The sequence below is a fragment of the Amycolatopsis sp. DG1A-15b genome (assembly GCF_030285645.1).
In the GTDB taxonomy this organism is placed as follows: domain Bacteria; phylum Actinomycetota; class Actinomycetes; order Mycobacteriales; family Pseudonocardiaceae; genus Amycolatopsis.
This window is the reverse complement of record NZ_CP127296.1, coordinates 9,939,876-9,961,968: the sequence shown is the minus strand read 5'-3', so window position 1 is coordinate 9,961,968 and position 22,093 is coordinate 9,939,876. Positions and strand designations below refer to the sequence as shown.

Genomic DNA, 22,093 nt, shown 5'->3' with positions numbered 1-22,093 from the left:
TCACACCCCGCTCGTCTCTTCGTCGTGCAGCCGCGCGAAGAGCGCTTGCACGCGCTTGTCCTCGACGGTTCGTTCTGCGCAGTAGTTCGCGAACAGCTCGCCGGGCGAACGGTCCGCGATCGCGCGGTCGCGGCCCGAGGTCGTCACCGGCGCGGCGAACTCCGGGTCGATGCGGATTTCCAGGGCGTTCGGCAGGGCTTCCTGGATCTCCTCCCGCAGCCCGGCCCTGGTCGCTTCGCGGAGGTAGACGCGGAGGTAGTCCTCGCCGAACTCCGCGGCGCGGCCGGTCAGTTCCGCCACCGTGCCGTGGACCGTGCGCAGCTTCCGCCCGGCGGTCAGCGGGATGTCGGTGATCTTCGCCGGCGTGGTGGGACTCACCTCGACCGACAGCACCACACTGGTGTTGTCCTGCTCGCCGAAGTCGACGGCGAACGGCGAACCGCTGTAGTGCACCGGGCACGCGGCGGGCAGCGACTGGCGCCGGTGCAGGTGGCCCAGCGCCACGTAGTGCGGGTCGGCGCCGAACGCCGTCGCGGGCACGTGGTACTCGAAGATGGACTGCGCCGCGCGTTCCCCGCCGCCCATCGTCCCGCCGGTCACCGTCAGGTGCGCCATGACGAGGTTCACCGCGCCGGGGGTGAACCCCGTCTTGAGGTGTTCCAGGATGTCGCGCACGCGCTGGTCGTACTCGCCGACGTTGTCGGCCGGGGTCCCGGCGAGCAGCTCCGCGGCGCGGACCGCGTAGCGCTGGGAAAGGAAGGGCAGCACGGCGACGTTGACGCGCTCGCCCGTCGAACGCGCGTCGAACGAGACGACACCGCCGTCGTGGACCGGGCGGGGATCGCCGGTGAGCTGGATGCCCGCGGCCCGCAGCAGCGGGCGGTACGCCTCGAACGTCGCGGCGTGGTCGTGGTTCCCGGCGATGGCGAGCACCTCGGCACCGGTTTCGCGCAGCGCCATCAGCGCCCGCACCACGAGTTCCTGCGCGGCCGCCGACGGCGCCGACGTCTCGTAGAGGTCACCGGCGACGAGGATCGCGTCGAACTGCCCGTCCCGCGCGATCCGGACGATCTCGGCGAGCACGGCCCGCTGCTCGTCGAGGCGGTTGCGCCCCTTGAGCGTCTTGCCGATGTGCCAGTCGGAGGTGTGCAGGAACTTCACCCTTCGTCCTTCCGTTCGGGTGGTGGGCGGTCAGGCTCAGAACGGCGGCGGGTCGTCACCGAAGGGGTCGCTGCCGCGCGTGGGCAGCCCGGCGAAGGGATCACTCTTCTTCGACGTAGACAGCCCTGTTGTGGTCGTCGGGATCGTCCCGGCCTCGGAAAGCCGCGTGGCCCAGGCGGGGAACGGGAAGCCGACGGCGATCGGCACCGGGATCTCCGGCTGGCTCACGAACATCGTGCCCGGCGTGGCCAGGGTCGCGCGGACGCGCTGGCTGGCCGGGAGGAAGCCGTACTCGGGCCGCGACGCCTCGGCGGCGTCGAGGCGGCCGACGATGCGGACCGAGCTGTTGCTGACGATCCGGCGCTCGACCTCGCTGGCGGTCTGCTGCGCGCCGATCAGGATGACGCCGAGGGAGCGGCCGCGCTCGGCGATGTCCAGCAGCACCTCCTTGATCGGGCTGCTGCCTTCCCGCGGCGCGTACTTGTTGAGCTCGTCCAGCATGGTGAACAACAGCCCGCCCGGGCCGGCCGCCTCCTTGCGCGCGGTCTCCGCGGCGAGCGTCACGCCGACGACGAACCGCTGCGCCCGCTCGACGAGGTTGTGGATGTCCACCACGGTCACCTGCTGGTTCTCCGTGGACAGCTGGCGCGCGGGGTGGTCGGCGAGGTCGCCGCGGATGAGGCCGGACAGCGCGCGCTGGCTCGAGCGCAGGCGGCGGATGAAGGCGTTGACGGTGCCCGCGCCGGTGACCGCACCCGCCCAGCTCGCGCGGGTTTCCTCGTCGGTGACGCGCTCGCAGATGACGTCGACGAGCTCGGCGTAGGTGCGGCACAGGACACCGTCGACGTTCGCCGCGCCGTCCTTGCCCGCCGGGGTGCTGTCGAGGCGCAAGCGGTTCGCGACCTGGTGGATGACCATCGTGTACTGGTTGCGCTCGTCCTCGGCGTCGGCGAAGACGTAGGGCAGCAGGTCCTTGGCGCAGAACTCCGCGATGGTCCACCAGAACGCGCCGACACCCGAGGTCCGCCCGGTCACGTGAGGCTTGCCCGTGGTGTCCGACGGTGTCGGCGGTGCGAAGAACCCGGTCGAGGCGAAGGGCTCGGCGGGCAGGCCGAGCTTGGCGTACTCGGCCTTGAGCTTCTCGTCGAGGTGGACGTTCGGGGTGTCGAGGAACAGCAGGTCCTCGCCCTTGACCGAGAAGACGAGGGCCTTGGCGTTGTGGGCGTTCGGCAGGGCGCCGCCGCGGAAGATCGAGTGCAGCAGGAACAACGCGAACGACGTCTTCGTGGCCACGCCGGAGACACCGCTGATGCTGACGTGCGCGCCGCGGGTGCCGTCGAGGAAGTCCATGTTGAGGTAGACGGGTTCGCCGTCCCGGCCGAGGCCGACCGCCACTTGGCGGGTCATGTTGTCGAAGTACAGCGCCTGCGCGCGATCCTCTCCCACGGCCCGCTCGACCCGGCTGCCCGGCCTCGGCGGCACGTAGCACTCGGGCTCGACGCGGGTGGTGGCGATCTCGGCGATCTCCTGCACCTGGGCGGGCAGGACCCCGTCGGAGATCAGGAAGACGTCGCTGCCGAAGCTGGCGCCTTCGTGCCGCGCGGTCACCTGGGTCACGACGCCGTAGGAGGTGACTTCGCCGAGCCCCGGGAGTTCCCGCCGGGTCACGACGACGTCGTCGAGCTGCAGATAGGCGTCCTGATCGATGGCCACGCAGAACTGCAGCGGCGTCGAGTCCTCGGTGCCGGCCACCCGGCCGACCACGGTGGTGAGCGTCTCCTGGTCCACGGTTCTCCCTGTCTCACCCGGCGCTTCCTCCCGCGGCAGACTAGCCCGCGGGACCGACAGTCCCGCGCCCAACACGGCCTTGCCGCCACCGTTGCCGCCACCGCGTCGCCGCAGGCCAAGACTGCGCCGAACGAGTGAGCTCACCCTTCGGGGAGGGTCTTTCGTCCCCGCCACAGGCATTCCGGCGACCCCTGCGCCGGGCGTACCGGTTGCGCCGCAACGCCGTGCCCAGGGGTCGCGCCGGGCGGGCGGGGCGTTACGGGCGCCGCTTCCCCCTGGCTCCACGGCGAAGCGGCGCCGGGAGGGCCCCAGAGGCGCCTCGGGGGCGGGCCGCGATCCCCCGCCGTTGCGCGGGATCGGGTCCGGGTGGGCTCCCCCACACGCCGCGACACCCCGGACCGGCGTGTCGCGGGAAAAGTTCTCCGGAAGGGCCTCGGGTCCTATATGGACGACCACTGTGGACGGCTCCCCCACCGGGTTTTGCCTGATCAGAGGCGTGGCGGGAGTCCGGGCCGCGCACCGGGCGGCGTCCGGCGAGGGGCTCTGCGGAGGCGGAACCCGCCCCCGCACAAGGAAATATTTCGACCCCCGGTTGGATTTTGTGCGGTATTGGTAATACCGTGTGCAGTGTCGGCCGAGATGGGCCGTGACTAGTAGTTCCACTATGGAGGACTGGAATGACGAACAAGGCCCAGCTGATCGAGGCGCTGTCGGAGCGTCTGGGCGACAAGAAGGTGGCTTCGCAGGCCGTTGACGGTCTGGTGGACATCATCATCCGGACGGTCAACAAGGGCGAAAAGGTCAACATCACCGGCTTCGGGGTGTTCGAGAAGCGCGCCCGCGCCGCTCGCACCGCCCGCAACCCGCGCACCGGTGAGGCCGTCCGCGTCAAGAAGACCAACGTGCCCGCCTTCCGCGCCGGCACCACCTTCAAGGACGTCATCTCCGGCACCAAGAAGCTGCCCAAGGCGACCCCGGTGAAGCGCGCCACCGCCGCCACCACCAGCACGCGGGCGACCGCCACCAAGACCGCCGCGGCCGCCGCGCCGGCCAAGGCGACGACGACCCGCACCACCCGCGCGGCGGCGGCCAAGCCGGCCACCACGCGCTCGACCACCACGCGGACCCGCGCCACCGCGGCGAAGCCGGCCGCCAAGGCCACCACCGCCACCAAGGCGGCCCCGAAGGCCGCCGCGGCGAAGACCACGGCGGCCAAGGCCACCACGGCGAAGGCGACCACCACGCGGGCCAAGACCGCGGCCGCCAAGCCGGCCGCGACCAAGACCGCCGCGGCCAAGAAGCCGGCCGCTGCCAAGGCCCCGGCCAAGCGCACCTCCGCCGCCAAGAAGAAGTAACACCCCTGGCGACGATCGGAAGGGCCCCGCACCTGCCTGGTGCGGGGCCCTTCCGGCGTTCCGGGGCCGGTGAACCCACTCACCCCGCCACGCCACGCTGGACCACCGCGGACCGTTCACACCCGAGCCAGGCTGAGATCGCCGCTCACGGCTTGCCGCGCGGGCCTTCGCCTTCCCGACCGCCGATCCGCCTCGCGCCACTCTCCGGCGGCTTGAACGCTGTGCACCGCCCACGGCCCGGACGCGGCGCCACCACACAGGACATCGGCAACGGGACCCACCTCGCAATTCCCCGCCCTCGCGCAGCACGGAACCGGTCCCGGTCACCGGCTCACCCGATCCGCCGCCAGCCGCCGAACAATTCACCGCGGCACTCGTTGGGGTGAACGCCCCGCGGCCCTTTCCACCCCCGGCCGCCGACGGTTGCGTTCGGGCCTTCGCGGGTAGCCGTCGGGGCAGAGAACGCAATCCGACGGCAAGGAGTCGCGATGACGGAGAACGAAAACCGGCCCGAAGCGGACCTCGCCCACAGCCGGCAGCTCATCAAAGAGGCGAAAGAAGCCGCCGCGGAGGCCCACCTGGCCGATCCCGCCGAAGGGGCCGCCGACGAGGCGCTCGAGACGGATCCGCCCTACCACCACGGCGAGCAGGGCTCCACGCCGTCCGGAACGTAGATTCCCGGCGTCATTTCCGCCGGTATTGCCGCCGCGCCGCCGTCGCCGGGCGAAAGCCGCGGCCCGGCCGGAACGGCGGTGGCCGGTCCTATCAGGACCACCCCGGGCCGCCGCCGTTCCGCGTAAACCAGGAGGAAATTGCCGTACCTCTCCTCGGGTGGATACACTCGACCGAAGAACGCCGACCATTGTGCAACTTGTCACACGTCGCGTTCCCCCGGACGCACATCCAGCTGAGGAGCATTCCCGTGGCCCAGAAAGTCCTCGTCGAGATCCTGGACGACATCGACGGCAGCACCGCTGCCCAGACCGTTCAGTTCGGCCTCGACGGCGTCACCTACGAAATCGACCTTTCGGACGAGAACGCCGGCGCCCTGCGCGACGAACTGGCCCGCTACATCGCGGCCGGCCGGCGCATCGGCGGCCGCAAGGTCCGCGTCGCCACCGGGCAGTCGACCACGACCAGCACCACCGACCGCGAGCGCAACCAGCAGATCCGCGCCTGGGCCAACGCGAACGGCTACGAGGTCTCCGAGCGGGGCCGGCTGTCCTCCGAGGTGATCGCCGCCTACGAGCAGGCCCAGGTCGAAGAGGCCGAGGCGCCCGCCGCCCCGCCGCGCAAGCGCGCGCCGCGCAAGAAGGTCGCCGCCGCGAAGAAGTAGTGACGCGGTGGCCGGGAGATCACTGGGGAGAGATCACCGCAGCGGCGGTGGCGAGGGCTGAACACCCTCGCCACCGCCGTCGGCATTCCCGGGGGACGTGGGAGGCATCACACTTCCCGCGTTGTCATGAATTGTCAGCGCATTCAGCGCACGGTTTCCGGAAACCGGCCGGGCGCCTCACCCGCGCAGCGCCGGTCCGATCCAGCGGCGGACCAGGGCACGCAGCTCGTCGTCGCCGAGCGGCGGTGTCGAGGGGTACTGCAGGAACGACAGGAACAGCCGCATCAGGACCTCGGCGAGCCCTTGGAGCTCCTCATCGGTCGCGATACCGGCGGCCGCCCAGTCGACCGGCAGGTTGCGGAGGATCCGCGCGCCGTACGAAAACGCCAGGGGCGAAATGACGCCGTCGGTGAAGAAGTCCGCTTCGCCCGCCTGCAGGAGCAGCCCCATGTGCGGCTCCCCGGGGAGCGTCCGGACGGCGAACACCACGGATTCCACCGCGGCTTCGGCCGCCGTGCCGGACGTGGCCAGGTGCCGCTCCATCCGCCCGGCGAACTCCTCGACCCCGGCCAGCGCGACGGCCCGCAGGATGTCCTTCAGGCCCGGGAAGTAGCGGTAGACGGTCTGCCGGGTGACGCCCGCCTCGGCGGCGACGTCGGAGAGGCTCGTCTTGGCCAGCCCGGCCCGGTCGAGGCACGCCGTCGCCGCTTCGACGATCCGGCGGCGTGCCTCGTCTTCGGTGCCGGGCGGGTTGCCCTGCCATCCGTGGTGCCCCATGCCGCCATCTTCCCCGAGAACGGCCGCTCAGGCCGGGGCAGGGGCGCGGTCCCGCCGGGACAGCGCGAGCAGCAGCAGGCCGGCCCCGGCGAAGCAGGCGAGCGCGTACCACCCGCTGCCGATCGGGGTGCCGTCCGCGGTGACGCCGTCCTTCGCGGCCAGGTGAGCCGGAAGGGTCCCGAGCCAGAACACCGCCATCCCGCCCAGGTAAACCGCCGGATAGAAGCGGGTGAAGGCCGACCGGGGTTCACCCGGTTCGCCGGAACGCAGGTGCGCCACGAGGATCCACACGCCGGCCACCCACAGCAGACCCAGTTCGACGCCGAGGATCCACGCCCGCGCGCCTGCGTTCTCGCCGGCGAAGCTCGACGGGATCCCGGCGATCGCCATGGTCGGCGGCGTGAGGACGCCCGCCAGCAGCGTCCGCGGCACCAGCCGGCGCCGCGGCGGGCCGCCGGTCAGGCGCACGACGAGGTAGGTCATGGCGGCCATCGAAACGGAAGCGAACAGCAGCATGCTGTTCAGCGGCACCGACGCCAGCGCCGGCCGGTTGACGATCGTGTTGCCCGGGTTCCAGGCCCACCACTTCAGCTGCGGGCCGAGGTGGTCGAAGACTTCGTAGAACACCTGGCAGACGAAGGCCACGGCCACCGAGCCCCGCAGCGCACCGCGCCGGAAGAGCCCCAGTGAGCGCACGACCTCGTAGGCGAGCTGGCTGAACGCCGGGTAGAACGCCACGATGTAGAGCGGCAACCGGTCCGCCATGAACTGCACCGTGAACCGGTTGTGGGCGAAGATGAAGCCGTACAGCCGGTCGAGCCCGAACCACTCCGGGAAGTACAGCGGCGGCTCGGTGACGAAGAGGTAGACCAGCGAAGCCCACCACAGCGCCAGGTTCACCGGATCGCCCTCGCGGCGACGGCGGAGGGCGTGCACCAGAGCGAACACCGCGCCGCCGACGATCAGCAGTTCCAGCAGCGGCATCGTCCAGTGGGCGAGCGCCCACGGCGGCCGGACCGAAACCACCGGCGAGACGTCGTGGCAGTCGAAGCCGAGACCGCGGGTGACGGATTCGGCGTCCGGCCCGCACGTCGTGCTCATCGCGCGGTCGCCGTCGCCGTCGAGTAGTCCGTGGCCGGCGGCTCGGTCTGGGGGTCGAACCCGAACGGCACGCGGTGCCGGCCCAGCGCCGCGCGGACGCGGTAGCGCACCAGGCCGGCGAGCACCCGCGGGTTGCGCAGCATCTGCCCCAGCGACTCGTCCAGGTTGAACACCTTGGCGAAGTGCTCGTCGACCACCGGGTCCTCCCGGGCGGCGCCGACGACGAGGCTGAACGCGGGCGCCGACACGGCCGCGACGATGCGCCGCCGCCACTCCGGCAGCTGTTCGGTGCCCACCGCGCACGCGTACCCCTGGTCCCTGGCCATCGCCAGGCGCCACGGCACGCGCAGCAATCCGCGTTGCGCGGCGAAGAAGCGGGCGGAGAACCTCGCGTCGAGCCGTCCGGCCCGGGACAGGTGCTCGCGCAGCAGCAGGGCCGAAGCCGACGCGGAACTGATGCCCTGGGCGTAGAAGGGGTTGAACGCGCAGATCGAGTCGCCGACGAAGGCCAAGCGACGCGGCGGGGTGCGCAGGCGGTCGTAGCGCCGCCACTTGTTGCCGGTCGAGCGGGTGAGGTGGACCGGCGAGGCGGGGGCGCACCGGTCCATGGCGTCGGCGAACAACGGCGTCCGCACCCGGCGCGCCGTCTCGACGAACGCGTCGGTGGTGCTGGGCATCTCCAGTCCCCACGACCCCATGCAGGCGATGACGCGGTTGCCCTCGATCGGAAAGAGGTTGACCAGGAACTCGTGCTCGGCGGGGTGCTCGCCCTTGTCCGGCGTCGGCATGATCACCAGGTGCCGCCACCACCAGGACGCGGGGCGTTCGGCTGGCAGGTCGTACCAGCGCGAGGTGTAGGTGACCTTGGCGTCCAGCGTCTGCACTTCCGGCTCGGGCCAGCCGGCCGCCGCCAGCCAGCCGGCGACCGGGGACCCGCGGCCCATGGCGTCCACGACGAAGTCGGCGTCGACGTGCTCCTCGCCGTCGGCCGCGGTGAAGCCGACGCCGGTGATCTCCCCGTCCGCGGTGGTCAGGCCGCGCACGGCGACCCCTTCGCGGACGACCACGTTGGCCAGCTCCCGCACCTTGTCCCGCAGTACGCGCTCGATGAGGATCCGCGAGCCGTAGACCATCGTCATGGCGCTGCGCTTGCGCGCCGACCAGCCCGGCCCGTCGAGGTAGGCGGCGTCCATGGACGGCATCAGCAGCAGCCCGCCCGCCGCGATGAGGTCGTCCTCGAAGCCGGGGAACAGCGCGCCGATCGCGCGCCGGCCCGAGTTGAGCAGGAAGTGCGGGTGCTTGCTCTGCGGTACGCCCCGGCGGTGTTCGGCCCCGTCGGGCAGTTCGTCGCGTTCCAGCACCAGCACCCGGTCGAAGTGCGGGGCCAGCGCGCCGGCCGCGCAGAGACCGGCGGCACTGCCTCCGAGGACGACGGCGGTCTTGCCGAGCCGCATGCGGATCAACTCCCGTCATTCATACAAAGAGACACCGAATGTATGAATGACCACCGGCGGGTGTCAAGCCCTCCCCGGGCGTCCACAGTGGACACCGTTGCCCGATTCGCCGGAGATTTCCGAATGCCTTCGAACGCGGCCACCGAAGAGCCGATCGACGATTCGACGACGTCTGTTGCCAAACGCGGAACTCACCGTCTAAGCTCTCTCCAGCACAAATGTTAGCGCTAACACCTTGCAACGCCGCAGGGAGGTTTTCATGCTGCCCGTCGTCGCCGGTTCGCCCTGAGCCCTCGCTCCGCCCCTGATCACGGGCCCGGCCGACCGATCCCCCACCGTCATTCCCCGCATTCCGCATGCCCGTACGATTCTGCACGCCGGCATCCCGGAATCGTTTCGCCCTGCCTTTTTCCCGGGTCTCCACCCTCGAAACGGAGAGGTTTTCATGTTCGCTCGGAAAACTGCATCACTGCTGACCGGTGGGGTGCTGGTGCTCGCCGCCACCGTCCTGAACGCCGGTCAAGCCGGGGCCGCCACCTCCCTGCCGTGCGACATCTACGGCGCCGCGGGCACCCCCTGCGTGGCCGCGCACAGCACCACCCGCGCGCTGTACTCGTCCTACAACGGTCCGCTGTACCAGCTGAAGCGGGCGTCCGACGGCGCCGTCGCCAACGTCGGGCTGCTGGCCGCCGGCGGGTACGCCAACGCGGCCACGCAGGACTCCTTCTGCGCCGGCTCGACGTGCGTCATCAACGTCATCTACGACCAGTCGCCCCGGCACAACGACCTGTTCATCGAACCGGCCGGGGCGGCGGGCCCCGCGAACTCCGGCGTGCCCGCGGACGCGCTGCCCGTCACCGCGGGCGGCCACGCGGTGTACGGCGCGTCGTTCTCCGGCCGCATGGGCTACCGGCACACCTCGGCCGCGGGCGTCGCCGTGAACGGCCAGGCCGAAGGCATGTACATGGTGACGTCCGGAACCCACGTCAACAACCGGTGCTGCTTCGACTACGGCAACGCCGAGGTGTCCATCGCCGACACCGGCAACGGCCACATGGACGCGATCAACTTCGGCACCGAATGCTGGTTCTCGCCGTGCGTCGGCCAGGGCCCGTGGGTGCAGGCCGACCTGGAGAACGGCCTGTTCCAGTCCGACTCCGGGCCGAGCAAGAACAGTTCGTACACCGGCAACGCCGCGCCGTTCGTCACCGCGCTGCTGAAGAACAACGGGCAGAACTTCTTCGCCACGAAGGACGGCAACGCCCAGTCCGGCGGCCTCGCCACGCGCTACGCGGGACCGGAACCGACCCAGCCGGGGTACTCGCCGATGCGGCAGGAGGGCTCGATCGTCCTCGGCACCGGCGGCGACAACAGCAACGGCTCGATCGGGTCGTTCTTCGAAGGCGTGATGACCAGCGGGCTGCCGACCGACGCGGCCGACAACGCCGTGCAGGCCAACGTCGTCTCGGTCGGCTACGGCGGCCCGAGCCCGGTGGCCGGCGGCACGCTGAACCCCGGATCGACGATCTCGCTGCGCGCCACGACGGCGTGCTGCACCACGCGGTACATCCGGCACCAGTTCGACGACGCCGTCACGTCGGTGGTCGGCTCGGGCAGCTCCGCCCTGGACAAGAACGACGCCTCCTGGATCGTGCGCCGCGGCCTGGCGAACCCGTCGTGCGTGTCGTTCGAGTCGCGCAACTACCCGGGTGACTTCCTGCGCCACTACAACTACCAGCTGCTGCGTCAGCCGATGGACGGCAGCGCGGCCTTCCGCGCCGACGCGACGTTCTGCCCGCAGGCCGGCAAGAACGGCCAGGGCACGTCGTTCGCCTCGTTCAACTACCCCGACCGCTTCCTCCGCCACTACGACAACACGGTGTACATCGCGAGCAACGGCGGGCCTGACGCGTTCGACGCCACGGCCTCCTGGGCCGACGACGTCAGCTGGGCCGTCACCGCCCCCTGGGCGCCGTAGCCGGTCCCGGACGCCCGCGGAACCGTTCCCCCGTGCGGTTCCGCGGGTCCCGGCGTTTCCCACCCCGCCCGCACGGGTAGTCACCGCCTGCGACAGGAGGCGGGCCATGACCGACGACGAACCGTCCACGGCCGCGTACATGCGGGCGGTGGCCGCGGAGCTGGGGTTGCAGCCGGAGGACACGCGCTCGCACACCGGCGACTTCGCGGGCGGGCAGATCCGGTTCGCGGGTCAGGCGGGAGACCGCGAACCGAGCGACTACCTGCTGCGCTGGACCCCGGGGGAAGGCTGGGAGCTGGCCGCGGACGCCGGCAGCCCGGCGCTGCGGGTCGTCGCCGACCTGCCGGGCGCGCGAGCCCCCGAGGCGGTGGCCGACTTCGCCCTCACCGCCCTGTCCGAACGCGGGGAACGCCCGGTGCGCCGGTCGGACGAGGACACTCCCGAGCCGGCTCAGCGGCCCTGGTGATCGAGCATTTTCCGTTACCGCACAGGCATTTCCCGCACGGTGGCCACCACGGCCCGCTGGTCGTCGCGCAGGCGGTGGCGATCAGGGTCTCGTCACCCGCCGCCTGCGGCGCGCCGACCCTGGCGGTCGGCGGCCGTCACGAGTTCCACTGTGGACGGTGTGCTGCCGGTTTCGGCCGACGACGTACCGGTGGGCGCCATCCCGGACGAGGCGCCGGGCCGGGCGTGTCCGCGAGCTCACCGAGAGACGCGGACTTCACCCGCCACCGAGCCGGCGGACCACCCCGAGGCGGCGCACCCGGGTGCGCCGCCGGCCCCGCAGGCTGGTCACGGCACCAAAAAACCCGCCTGACCTGGGTCAGACGGGTTCGGTTACTGCTGGTACCCCCGATGGGATTCGAACCCACGCTACCGGCGTGAGAGGCCGGCGTCCTAGGCCGCTAGACGACGGGGGCTTAGGATCTTCCCTGGTCTCCCAGGGGCTTTTCTGTTTTTCTTGCTGGAGAGAACCTACCAGAAGCGATTTCCCGCTTCGCAGGGGGGTCACTCTCCGCAGCTGGGGTACCAGGACTCGAACCTAGACTAACTGGACCAGAACCAGTCGTGCTGCCAATTACACCATACCCCAGTGAGGTACCGCTCCGGCTGGGCCGGTTCAGCACCGCACGAGGAGAAATACTAGAGCACGCCGTTCCGGACCGTGAACGCGGGGGTGCCACTGCCGCGTTGGGCCGGGACCCCGATCGTGGCGTACTCCGAAACCAGCAGCTCAGGCAGCTCGGCGAGGCCGGCCACCGTGTGGACGCCCTCCGGGGCGCGCTCGCCGATGCGGTCGCGGTCGAGCCAGACCGCGCCCAGACCCGCGTCGCGGGCGCCGATCGCGTCGGTGTCCAGTTTGTCACCGACGTGGACCGCCTGCCCCGGGGCGCAGCCCAGGCCCAGGCACACCGTGTGGAACATCACCGGGTCGGGCTTGGCCACCCCGAGCTCGCCGGCGATGGCGACGTGGTCGAAGAACGGCGCCAGGCCCAGGTCGGCGATCTTCTTCCGCTGGTGGACACCCGAGGCGTTCGTCACCGCGGCCAGCATCAGGCCGGCGGCGCGCAGCCACTCCAGGCAGTCGAGGACGTCGTCGAACAGCTGCCACGAGTGGTCGAGCAGTTCCCTGCGGCGGCGCTCGAAGGAACTGACCTGCTCGGCGTCGGCGAGGATGCCGATCTCGGCGAGGAAGCAGTCGGTGCGCCGCTGGTGCATCGTCCGGTAGTCGAGTTCGCCCGCGACGACGAGGGCCACGTGCTCTTCGGTGATGAGGTCCCACAGCGGCCACAGGTCACCCCGGCCGGTGAGGATGTGGAGGCTCCGGCGGATCGCGGCGGTGCAGTCGATGAGCGTGTCGTCGATGTCCAGGCACACCAGCCGGAGCTCGGGCGGCGCCCAGGGCTCGGACGCCGCCGCGGCGGGCGAGGCGGTTCGCGAAGGGGTCCGGGGTGCCAGGGCGAAATCCACCCAGTGAGGCTAGGGCAACCGCCGCGTTCGCGACGCTGCCAAAGAGGTGATTGCCGCTCGCCTGTTCCGGCGCACCGGCTCTACTCCCAGTTGGCGAACCGTCCCCATTCGGTTACCCGGCCACCCGCACCCGCGGCGCCGGCTCGTCCGTGACAGCAATCGATTCCTCGGCGAATCCCCTTGTCCCGCTTGGGAATCAGCTCCGTCCACATGGGCGCCTCCGCATCCCGCCGCGGGAGCCGCGCGAAGCCGGAACACCGTTGCCCAACTGTCGCGTTTGGACGGTTTTCGGCCACCGCCCACGGGCGGGCGGTCGTCGCCCGATCAGCGTATCTCCGCTCACACCCCTTGACGCCGGTGCCGTGCGGGTGCATCCTCAACTTATTCAACAAGCGATGAATAAGGGAGATGGTCGAGATGACCGAGCGCACGACCTGCGTCGTCATCGGTGGCGGGCCGGCCGGGATGATCACGGGGCTGCTGCTGGCCCGGGCCGGCGTCGAGGTGACGGTGCTCGAGAAGCACGCCGACTTCCTGCGCGACTTCCGCGGGGACACGGTGCACCCGTCGACGTTGACGCTGCTCGACGAGCTGGGGCTCGGCGAGAAGTTCCACGCCCTGCCGCACAGTGAGCTGCACTCGGCCGGCTTCCCGCAGGAAAACGGCGAACTGATGAAGCTGGCCGACTTCAGCCGGCTGAAGGTGGCCCACCCGTACATCGCGATGGTGCCGCAGTGGGACTTCCTCGACCTGCTCGCCGAAAGCGCGCGCAAGGAACCGACGTTCGTCCAGCGGATGGAGACCGAGTGCACCGGGCTGGTCCGCGAGCACGGCCGGGTCGCCGGCGTCACCTACCGCACGAGCGCCGGGGAGACCGGCGAAATCCGCGCCGACCTGGTCATCGCCGCCGACGGCCGCTGGTCGCTGGCCCGCCGTGAGGCCGGCCTGGTGCCGCGGGAGTACGACTGCCCGTTCGACGTCTGGTGGTTCCGGCTCTCGCGCGGTGACGGCGAAGCGGGCAACATGCTGCTGCCGAAGATGCGGGACCGCCGCTTCGCGGTGCCGCTCCCCCGGCCGGACTTCTACCAGGTCGCCTACCTCGCGCCGAAGGGCGAAGACCTGCGTGCCCACGGCATCGAGGCGTTCCGGGAGAACGTGACGCAGATCTGCCCCGAGTTCACCGACCGGGTGCACGAGCTGGCGACGATGGACGACGTCAAGTTCCTCGACGTGCGGCTCAACCTGCTGCGCAAGTGGCACGTCGACGGGCTGCTGTGCCTCGGCGACGCGGCGCACGCGATGTCGCCGATCGGCGGCGTGGGCATCAACCTGGCGGTGCAGGACGCGGTCGCGGCGGCGACGCTGCTGGCCGAACCGCTGCGCCGGGGCCGTCCGACGGAGGCCGAGCTGGCGAAGGTGCGCTCGCGCCGCCTCGCGCCCACGCTGCTGGTGCAGGGGCTGCAGCGCCTGCTGCACCGGACGGTGGTCCGCGGCGTGATGAACGGCAGGCGCAACGGCCCGCCGGAGCCGATGATCAAGCTGTTCGCCCGGTTCCCGCGCCTGTCGTACCTCCCGGCCCGCCTGCTGGGGCTGGGCCTGCGCCCGGAGCACGCCCCGGCCTTCGCGCGACGGGCGATGGAGCCGGTGCAGCGCTGACGGACCGTCGAAGGCCACCCCGGCCGGGGGTGGCCTTCACCGCCCGGGGTCTAGACGTTCTCGACCGGGTTGGTCAGGGTGCCGATGCCTTCGATGGTGATCGAGACGCTCTGGCCGCCCTCGATCGGGCCGACGCCCTCGGGCGTGCCGGTCAGGATGACGTCGCCGGGCAGCAGCGTCATGACGCCGGAGACGAACTCGACCAGCTCGGGGATCTTGTGGACGAGGTCCGAAGTGCGGCCGTCCTGCTTGAGCTCGCCGTCGACCTCGGCCCGCAGCGCGAGGTCGGAGGCGTCGATCGAGGTCTCGATCCACGGGCCGATCGGGCAGAAGGTGTCGAAGCCCTTGGCGCGGCCCCACTGGCCGTCGGACTTCTGGAGGTCGCGGGCGCTGACGTCGTTGGCGATCGTGTACCCGAGGATGACGCTCGCGGCGCGGGCGGCCGGGACGTTCTTCACCGGCTGCCCGATGACGATCGCGAGCTCGCCCTCGAAGTCGACGCGGCCGATGCCGGACGGGCGGCGGATGGCCGCATTGGGTCCGATGATGGTCGTCGACGGCTTGATGAACAGCATCGGCTCGCTGGGCACGTCGTTGCCGAACTCGGCCGCGTGCTTGGCGTAGTTGCGGCCGACGGCGATCACCTTCGACGGCAGGATCGGCGCGAGCAGCCGGACGTCGGCCAGCGGCCACCGCTTGCCGGTGAAGTTCGGCTGGCCGAAGGGGTGCTCGGCGATTTCGAGGACCTGGGCGTCGTCGCCGTCGCCTTCGATCGAGGCGAACGCGACACCACCGGGATGAGCAATTCGGGCTAGGCGCACGCGGCCAGTCTACGTGCGCCCAGCCCATGGCTTTCGGGGGTTCCGGGTGGCGGCGCCCCCGGGCCGGGCCGACGGCCCGGATGTCACAGCTCAGGCCACGGTGGTGCTCTTGTGGACGAGTGCGTCGCACAGCGCCAGCCAGCTGGCCTCGACGATGTTGCCGTGCACGCCGACGGTGGTCCACTCGCGCTCGCCGTCGGTGCTCTCGACCAGCACGCGCGTCACCGCGTCGGTGCCGGGGTGGCCCTGGAGGATGCGCACCTTGTAGTCGGCGAGCTCCACACTGTCCAACCAGGACAGGTGCGGCGACAGCGCCTTCCGCAGGGCGGCGTCGAGCGCGTGCACCGGCCCGATGCCCTCGGCGGTGGCGATGACGCGCTGTCCGCCGACGTGCACCTTGACGGTGGCTTCGGCCATGACCTCGCCGTCCGGGCGGTGGTCGAGGACCACCCGGTAGGACTCGAGCGCGAACGGCGCCTCCGCCGGGACGTCGGCCTCCTGGCGCAGCAGGAGCTCCAGGGAGGCGTCGGCGGCCTCGAAGGACCAGCCTTCCGCTTCGAGCCGCTTGACCTTGGTGATCGCGCTCGTCAGCGCTTCGGGCCGGCCGGCAAGGTCGACCCCGAGCTCACGTCCCTTGAGCTCGAGGCTGGCCCTGCCGGCCATCTCGGTGACCAGTACCCGCATGTCATTGCCGACGGAAGACGGATCGATGTGGTTGTACAGCAACGGATCCACCTTGATCGCGCTCGCGTGCAGTCCCGCCTTGTGAGCGAAAGCCGACGCCCCTACGTAAGCCTGGTGGGTGTAGGGGGCGAGGTTGGCGATTTCGGCAAGGGCATGGGAGACCCGGGTGAGCTCGGCGGCGCCTCCGGTCGGGAGGACCTCCATGCCGAGCTTGGTCACCAGGTTTCCCGTCACGGCGAAGAGGTCGGCGTTGCCGGCCCGCTCCCCGTAACCGTTGGCGGTGCACTGGACGTGCGTCACGCCGGCCTGCACCGCGGCGACGGAGTTCGCCACGGCGCAGGAAGTGTCGTCCTGACAGTGGATCCCGAGCCGGAACCCGGTCTTTTCCTTGATCGTCCGCACGGTCTCGGCGAGCCCGAGCGGCAGCTGGCCACCGTTGGTGTCGCAGAGCACGAGGACGTCGGCACCCGCGTGGGCGGCGGCGTCGAGGACCCGGAGCGAGGTCTCGGGGGAATGCGCGTAGCCGTCGAAGAAGTGCTCGGCGTCGAGGAAGACCCGCCGGCCTTCGTTCGTGAGGAACTCGACGGTGTCCTTCACCATCGCGCAGGCCTCGTCGACGTCGACGCGGAGGGCGCGTTCGATGTGGCGGAGGTCGGACTTGGCGACGAGGGTGATGACCGGCGCTTCGCTGTCGAGCAGGGCCCGGACCTGCGGATCGGCGTCGGCGGTGGTGCCGGCCTTGCGCGTGGCCCCGAAGGCGACGAGGGCGGCGTGGCGCAGCTTCAGTTCGCCTTTCGCGGCGCGGGCGAAGAATTCGGTGTCCTTGGGGAGCGCCCCGGGCCAGCCGCCTTCGATGAACCCGACCCCGAGCTCGTCCAGCAGCCGCGCGACGGCGAGCTTGTCCTGGACGGAGTAGGAGATGCCCTCTCGCTGCGCACCGTCGCGCAGGGTGGTGTCGTAGAGGTGGAAGGCGTCGCCGAGCGGGGTATCGGCGGGCTCCTTGCGGGTCACGGTCTTCTCCTAGCGTTCCAAGGCAACAAAAAAACCTCCCGCATGGGTGCGAGAGGTTGCGCGCCGGGGGCTCTTGTGGAGCTATCGTCCGGCGCGCTCGTCGATAATGATCGCGAAGCTGGTCACGGTCGCATCATGCCACAGCGTTCGCGGCCACGTCCAGAACCTGGGCCAAGCTCCCACCATCCGGGACGACCGGGAGCACGAAAAAGCCCCGCACCCGGCCGGGGTGCGGGGCTTTCCCGAGGGATCAAGCAGTACGCACGTTCGAGGAAACCAGAGCCGCGAGCCGGTCACCGATGGCCTGCGTGGCCCCCGGCGAAGCCTGGTCCCGCGTGGCCAGGTCGAACGCCACCGAGGCCTCGATCCGCCGCGCCGCTTCCTTCTGCCCCAGGTGGTCCAGCAGCAGCGCCACCGACAGCACCGCCGCCGTGGGGTCGGCCAGGCCCTGGCCCGCGATGTCCGGCGCCGAACCGTGCACCGGCTCGAACATGCTCGGGTTGCGGCGGGTCATGTCCAGGTTGCCGCTGGCCGCCAGGCCGATGCCGCCGGTCACCGCGGCCGCGAGGTCGGTGATGATGTCGCCGAACAGGTTGTCCGTCACGATCACGTCGAACCGGGACGGGTCCGTCACCAGGTGGATGGTCGCCGCGTCCACATGGGAGTACGCGACCGTCACGTCCGGGTGCTCCAGCGAAACCTCTTCGACGATCCGCGACCAGAGCGACCCGGCGAACGAAAGCACGTTGGTCTTGTGGACCAGCGTCAGGTGCCTGCGGGGCCGGGCCTCGGCGCGGTTGAACGCGTCGGCGACCACGCGCCGGACGCCGAACGCCGTGTTGACGCTGACCTCCGTCGCGATCTCGTGCTCGGTGTCCTTGCGAATCAGGCCGCCGGTGCCCGCGTACGGGCCCTCAGTGCCTTCACGCACGACGACCATGTCGACGTCGCCCGCGTCGGCCAGCGGTCCCCGGACACCCGGGTAGAGCCGCGCGGGGCGCAGGTTGACGTGGTGGTCCATTTCGAACCGCAGGCGCAGCAGCAGGCCGCGCTCCAGGATCCCGCTCGGCACCGATGGATCGCCGACCGCGCCCAGCAGGATCGCGTCGTGCTGACGGAGCTCGCCGAGGACCGATTCCGGGAGCAGCTCACCGGTCGAGTGCCATCGCGCGGCGCCGAGGTCGTAGTTCGTGATCTCCGCCGTCGGTACTACCTCGCCGAGCACCTTCAGCGCCTCGGAGACCACCTCGGGCCCGATCCCGTCTCCTGGGATCACCGCGAGCCGCATCCACACACCTCCGTCGACCGGACCACCGGCCGCACCGATGGCCCACCGCAACAAAACGCCAGCAGCCGGAAGGTTACCGGCCGTAGACAAACTGCCGTAGCCGCACCACCCTTATGCCGCATCCTCCCGCAGGGTGAGACACCCAATCGGGTGAACAGCAGAGGGGCGCCCCCGGCGGAAATCCACCGGAGACGCCCCTGGTCCTGCAGAAATCGATCTTGCCGGGAACTACCGGCGACCAGCCCCGATCGGCTGACGCTCGTTCCCCGGCCGGGCGCCCTGCGTCGCGTCCACCTTGACCACGTTCGCCCGGTTGCCCGCGGCGTTGTGGTGCTCGATGGCCAGCAGGCCGAGGGCGTTGTCGGCCGCGGCCGACGCCGCGTTCCGCGTGACCACCAGCGCCGTGCCCGGCTTCGCGACGTAGCCGAGCGCGGCGTCGCCGCCGCCCTGCACCGCGTAGCCCGGCGCGAGCGCGTCGAACGAAAGCGGCGTGCCGACGTAGTCGATCAGCCCGTTCGTCGTGCCCGGCGCGACGTAGAAGCCGCTGACGCCCACCGTGTAGGAGATCCGGTGGCTGTCGGCGCCGGCGTCGATGCCCAGCGCGGCCAGCGAAACCGGCAGCGTGAGCACGTTCGTGTCGAACACGTTGGTGTCGACGTCGCCGAGCTGGCCGTTGACCGCCTGGACGTCGACGGTCGGGAAGCCCGGGGTCAGCGCGACCGTGTTGGCCAGGAGGACGTCGGTCGACGTCGCCTTGGTCACGTAGGTCTCGAAGTCTGGCTGCCCGTCCCCGGTCGTGTCGATGTCGACGAACGGCGAGGTGTTGCTGCCGATGTTCGCCCAGTCACCCCAGGTGGACAGGCCGAACGCGAGGATCGCGTTCTCCGGCTCGCCCTGGGCCTTCGCCAGCGGAGCGGTGGAAGCCGCGCCGATGTAGCGGAGGTCGCCGCCCTTGGCCGTCTTGTTCAGCGTGCAGTCGGTGACCACGTCCGCGTCGCACTCGGGCAGCTGCGGGGACTCCGCCTGCAGCTCGAGCACGCTGATCAGCGAGCGGTACTTCTGCGCGCCGGCCCCCTGGTCGACACCCTTGCCGGTCAGGTTCAGCACGGCCTGGGTGGCTTCGGGGGCGAACTTCACCGACGGCGGCGTCGAAATCGTCGACACCGGCTTCGGCGCGGAGTAGACCGACACCCGCAGCGGCACCTTGGCCCCGCTGACCGGCGTGAAGGCGACCCGCCCGGAGGCGTCCGCGACGAACTGCCGGGCCAGGCCGGCCTGGGTGGCCTGCATGGTCGGGTCCATGACCTTGCGCAGCGCCTTCGGGTCGGCGATCTTCAGCGTCACCTTGACCTTGGCGGTGCCGCGCGGGGTCAGCTTCACCGACGGCTTGTCCACTGTGTACTCGACGCCCGGCAGCGCGTTGACCGTCTGGTAGGCCACCGAATACTCAGCGGGCGTGACGCCCTTGTTGACGAGCTTGATCGTCTTCGACAGCGTCACCGGACCGGACGCCTCGACCGTGCCGAAGCTGACGCTCACCGCGCCCGGGTCGTCGACGACGTAGGCGAGCACCTGGTTGTCCAGGGCCGCCTTGGCGTCGATCCGGCCGCTGCCGACGCGCTGCGGCGCGTAGGTGTGGCCGGCGCCGTCCCCGACGTCGTGGCCGGCGGTGTCGATGACCGAGGCCTTGACCTCCTCGACCGACCAGTCGGGGTGCGACTGGCGGACGAGTGCGGTGATGCCGGCGGTGTGCGGGGCGGCCATCGACGTGCCCGAGAGCACGGTCCGGCCGTTGCCGCTGCCGCGGAAGGCCGAGGTGATCGTGTCACCGGGGGCGGCGACGTCCGGCTTGAGGGCCGGGCCGCGGGTGCCGCGCGAGGTGAACGAGCTCGGGGTGTCCACGATCGTCTTGTCGTAGGTCTGGATCGAAGCGCGGCCGGCGCCGAAGAGCCGGACCTGCAGCGTGCCCGCGGTCAGCGCCGCGCGCAGCGTCTTCGTGGCGGACCCGGTGAACTGGAACATCGGGATCGCCGCGTTGCCCGCGATGCCCGCGCTGAAGTGCTCCAAAGTGGACGAAAGGAGCGCGCCCTTCGCCCCGGCGGCCTGCGCGTTGTTGGCGCGGGCGGCCGAACCGCAGGCGCGGGTCGAGTCGTTGTCGTCCCACTCCAGCCAGACGAACTTGCCGGCCGCCTTCGCCTTGTCCTCGGCGGAGTACGGCGCGCAGCCCGCGCTGTTCGCCGCGGACAGCGCGACGACCGGCGCCGCCAGGTCCAGGGTGTCGTAGCCGGTGTAGTTCTGGCTGTACTGGCCGGTCTTCTGGCCCGCGGCGGTCGACGGGGCCTTGACCTCGGCGGCGTCACGCAGGATGCCCGCGTCACGCGTGCTGGCGACGGTGAGCGCCTCGGGGGTGTTGCCCGGGGAGCCGGCGATGTCGTTGATGTCGCCGCCGTTGCCCGCGGAGATCACCGGGAGCACGTTGTTCGCGGCGAGCTTGCGCACGAACAGCGAGTCCGGGTCGTCCGGCGCGCCGAAGTCGGAGCCGAGCGAGAGGTTGACGATGTCGAGGTGGTCGGTGAAGTCGCCGTCGCCGTCCGGGTCGAGCGCCCAGTCCAGGGCCTGCGAGGTGACGTTCGTCGAGCCCGCGCAGCCGAACACCTTGATGGCGTAGAGCAGCGACTTCGGCGCCGTGCCCGGGCCGATCTGCATCGCGTCGACCTTCTTGGCGTCCAGCTTCTTGTAGTCGCCCTTGAAGGTCTTGCCGTCGGCGGTGACGCCGAAGCCGCCGATGGTGCCGGCGACGTGCGTGCCGTGCTCACCGCAGGCCAGCGGGTTCGGGTCCGGCTTCGGGGTGGTCTTGCCGGCCGTCGCGGCGTCGTAGTCGTCGCCGACGAGGTCCGTGCCGCCGACGACCTTGGCGCTGGGGAACAGCGGGGTCGGCTTGGTGCTGTCGACGCCCTTGTACGCGGCCTGCGTGCCGGGGCCGCCGAAGTCGGCGTGGGTGTAGTCGATGCCGTCGTCGATCACGCCGACGCGGACGCCGTCGCCGAACTTGCCGGTCTGCTGCCAGGCGGCGAGGGTGTTGGTCAGCTGCTCGGCGCTGGCGTTGGTGCGGGTCTTCGGCACGACCGTGCGCACCGCGATGACGTCCGCCCGCTTCGCGACCTCACGCAGCTTCGCGGCGTCGGCGGTGACGACCACGCCGGGAACGGCGTTGGCGGTCTGGGTGACGACCTGCGGCTTGGCGTCGGCGGTGCGCAGCTGGCCGACGACGGAGTCGACGGCGGCGGCGGTGTCGGCCTTGGCGGCCTTGGCGGCCCGCTTGGCCTCCTCCTTGCCCTGCGGCTGCGCGGCGGCGAACGCGTCGACGGCCGGCTTCTTGGCCAGCTCGACGAACGCGGTGACCCGGCCCTGCGCGGCCCCCAGGCGCGGCGACAGCTTCCCCTGCAGCTTCGCGTCGTCGATCTTGGCGGGTGCGACGCCGTCAGCGAGTGGAGCATCTGCTGCGCCCGCGACCGGCGCCCCGAGCGCGGCCGCCAGAACGACGGCGAAGGCCGCCGTCGTGGCGCGCGCGGGGAGGCGGGATCTGCTCATGAGTCGGCCCCTTACTCGAGGTCTGGACCCGAACCTGCCTGCCGCTCCTGACACCCCCGACGGTGAAGCGCGGCACAGCGCCGTGCCCTCGACGACGCGTGGTTCAACCTCGCGGGGAGAA

General features: G+C 71.0%; 16 protein-coding genes and 2 tRNA genes. 6 read left to right on the top strand and 12 right to left on the bottom strand.

All coding sequences use genetic code 11. The annotated features are described in order from the left end of the window. Both QRY02_RS46325 and QRY02_RS46320 read right to left on the bottom strand, forming a co-directional pair. Window positions 1–1,161 (bottom strand): exonuclease SbcCD subunit D, encoded by a 1,161-nt coding sequence (locus tag QRY02_RS46325; protein ID WP_285989024.1) that lies wholly within the window; start codon window positions 1,159–1,161, stop codon window positions 1–3. A 36-nt stretch (window positions 1,162–1,197) separates the two neighbouring features. After that, window positions 1,198–2,949 carry an ATP-binding protein gene (locus QRY02_RS46320; RefSeq protein ID WP_285989023.1) on the bottom strand — a complete coding sequence of 584 codons (1,752 nt, stop codon included), beginning with the start codon at window positions 2,947–2,949 and terminating at the stop codon, window positions 1,198–1,200. Between the two features lie 677 nt (window positions 2,950–3,626). On the opposite strand from QRY02_RS46320, the gene QRY02_RS46315 reads away from it, so the two are divergent. The 3 genes from QRY02_RS46315 (at window position 3,627) to QRY02_RS46305 (ending at window position 5,640) form a co-directional block, all read left to right on the top strand. Then, a complete protein-coding gene (locus QRY02_RS46315) occupies window positions 3,627–4,304 on the top strand; it encodes an HU family DNA-binding protein (protein WP_093950764.1) in 678 nt (225 codons plus the stop codon). A gap of 488 nt (window positions 4,305–4,792) precedes the next feature. Next, a complete protein-coding gene (locus QRY02_RS46310) occupies window positions 4,793–4,978 on the top strand; it encodes a hypothetical protein (protein ID WP_285989022.1) in 186 nt (61 codons plus the stop codon). Window positions 4,979–5,226: 248 nt separating this feature from the next. Further along, window positions 5,227–5,640: a histone-like nucleoid-structuring protein Lsr2 gene (locus tag QRY02_RS46305; RefSeq protein ID WP_285989021.1), complete on the top strand. Its 414-nt coding sequence runs from the start codon at window positions 5,227–5,229 to the stop codon at window positions 5,638–5,640. 177 nt (window positions 5,641–5,817) lie between these two features. On the opposite strand, the gene QRY02_RS46300 is transcribed toward QRY02_RS46305, so the two are convergent. The 3 genes from QRY02_RS46300 to QRY02_RS46290 are packed head-to-tail and all read right to left on the bottom strand — an operon-like array spanning window position 5,818 to window position 8,972. Further along, a complete protein-coding gene (locus QRY02_RS46300; RefSeq protein ID WP_285989020.1) occupies window positions 5,818–6,417 on the bottom strand; it encodes a TetR/AcrR family transcriptional regulator in 600 nt (199 codons plus the stop codon). 27 nt (window positions 6,418–6,444) lie between these two features. After that, window positions 6,445–7,518 (bottom strand): hypothetical protein, encoded by a 1,074-nt coding sequence (locus QRY02_RS46295; protein ID WP_285989019.1) that lies wholly within the window; start codon window positions 7,516–7,518, stop codon window positions 6,445–6,447. Further along, window positions 7,515–8,972 (bottom strand): NAD(P)/FAD-dependent oxidoreductase, encoded by a 1,458-nt coding sequence (locus QRY02_RS46290; protein ID WP_285989018.1) that lies wholly within the window; start codon window positions 8,970–8,972, stop codon window positions 7,515–7,517. The genes QRY02_RS46295 and QRY02_RS46290 overlap by 4 nt, the downstream gene beginning before the upstream one ends. A 445-nt stretch (window positions 8,973–9,417) precedes the next feature. Between QRY02_RS46290 and QRY02_RS46285 the strand changes: the two genes are divergently transcribed. Then, window positions 9,418–10,950 carry an alpha-L-arabinofuranosidase B gene (locus QRY02_RS46285; RefSeq protein WP_285989017.1) on the top strand — a complete coding sequence of 511 codons (1,533 nt, stop codon included), beginning with the start codon at window positions 9,418–9,420 and terminating at the stop codon, window positions 10,948–10,950. A 106-nt stretch (window positions 10,951–11,056) separates the two neighbouring features. Beyond that, window positions 11,057–11,416 (top strand): DUF6292 family protein, encoded by a 360-nt coding sequence (locus QRY02_RS46280; RefSeq protein ID WP_285989016.1) that lies wholly within the window; start codon window positions 11,057–11,059, stop codon window positions 11,414–11,416. A 378-nt stretch (window positions 11,417–11,794) separates the two neighbouring features. Here the strand turns inward: QRY02_RS46280 and QRY02_RS46275 are convergent. The 3 genes from QRY02_RS46275 to QRY02_RS46265 all read right to left on the bottom strand — a co-directional run bounded on the left by QRY02_RS46275 (window position 11,795) and on the right by QRY02_RS46265 (window position 12,921). Next, window positions 11,795–11,870: transfer RNA gene (locus QRY02_RS46275), tRNA-Glu, on the bottom strand. A gap of 101 nt (window positions 11,871–11,971) precedes the next feature. After that, window positions 11,972–12,043 (bottom strand) — tRNA-Gln (locus tag QRY02_RS46270). Between the two features lie 50 nt (window positions 12,044–12,093). Next, window positions 12,094–12,921 (bottom strand): HAD family hydrolase, encoded by an 828-nt coding sequence (locus tag QRY02_RS46265; protein WP_285989015.1) that lies wholly within the window; start codon window positions 12,919–12,921, stop codon window positions 12,094–12,096. 417 nt (window positions 12,922–13,338) lie between these two features. On the opposite strand from QRY02_RS46265, the gene QRY02_RS46260 reads away from it, so the two are divergent. Then, complete coding sequence (locus QRY02_RS46260) at window positions 13,339–14,577, top strand: FAD-dependent oxidoreductase (RefSeq protein WP_285989014.1); 1,239 nt, start codon at window positions 13,339–13,341, stop codon at window positions 14,575–14,577. Window positions 14,578–14,627: 50 nt separating this feature from the next. On the opposite strand, the gene QRY02_RS46255 is transcribed toward QRY02_RS46260, so the two are convergent. The 4 genes from QRY02_RS46255 to QRY02_RS46240 form a co-directional block, all read right to left on the bottom strand. Continuing rightward, the gene (locus QRY02_RS46255) at window positions 14,628–15,398 is read right to left on the bottom strand and encodes a fumarylacetoacetate hydrolase family protein (RefSeq protein ID WP_285989013.1); all 771 of its coding nucleotides are present in this window, start codon (window positions 15,396–15,398) and stop codon (window positions 14,628–14,630) included. Window positions 15,399–15,488: 90 nt separating this feature from the next. Further along, window positions 15,489–17,093 carry a citramalate synthase gene (gene cimA, locus QRY02_RS46250; protein ID WP_285989012.1) on the bottom strand — a complete coding sequence of 535 codons (1,605 nt, stop codon included), beginning with the start codon at window positions 17,091–17,093 and terminating at the stop codon, window positions 15,489–15,491. Between the two features lie 250 nt (window positions 17,094–17,343). After that, window positions 17,344–18,381, bottom strand: a complete 1,038-nt coding sequence (locus QRY02_RS46245) for a 3-isopropylmalate dehydrogenase (RefSeq protein WP_285989011.1) — start codon at window positions 18,379–18,381, stop codon at window positions 17,344–17,346. Between the two features lie 228 nt (window positions 18,382–18,609). Further along, entirely contained in the window at window positions 18,610–21,972 is a 3,363-nt protein-coding gene (locus QRY02_RS46240) for a S8 family serine peptidase (RefSeq protein WP_285989010.1), read from the bottom strand. Between the last annotated feature and the right edge of the window lie 121 nt (window positions 21,973–22,093).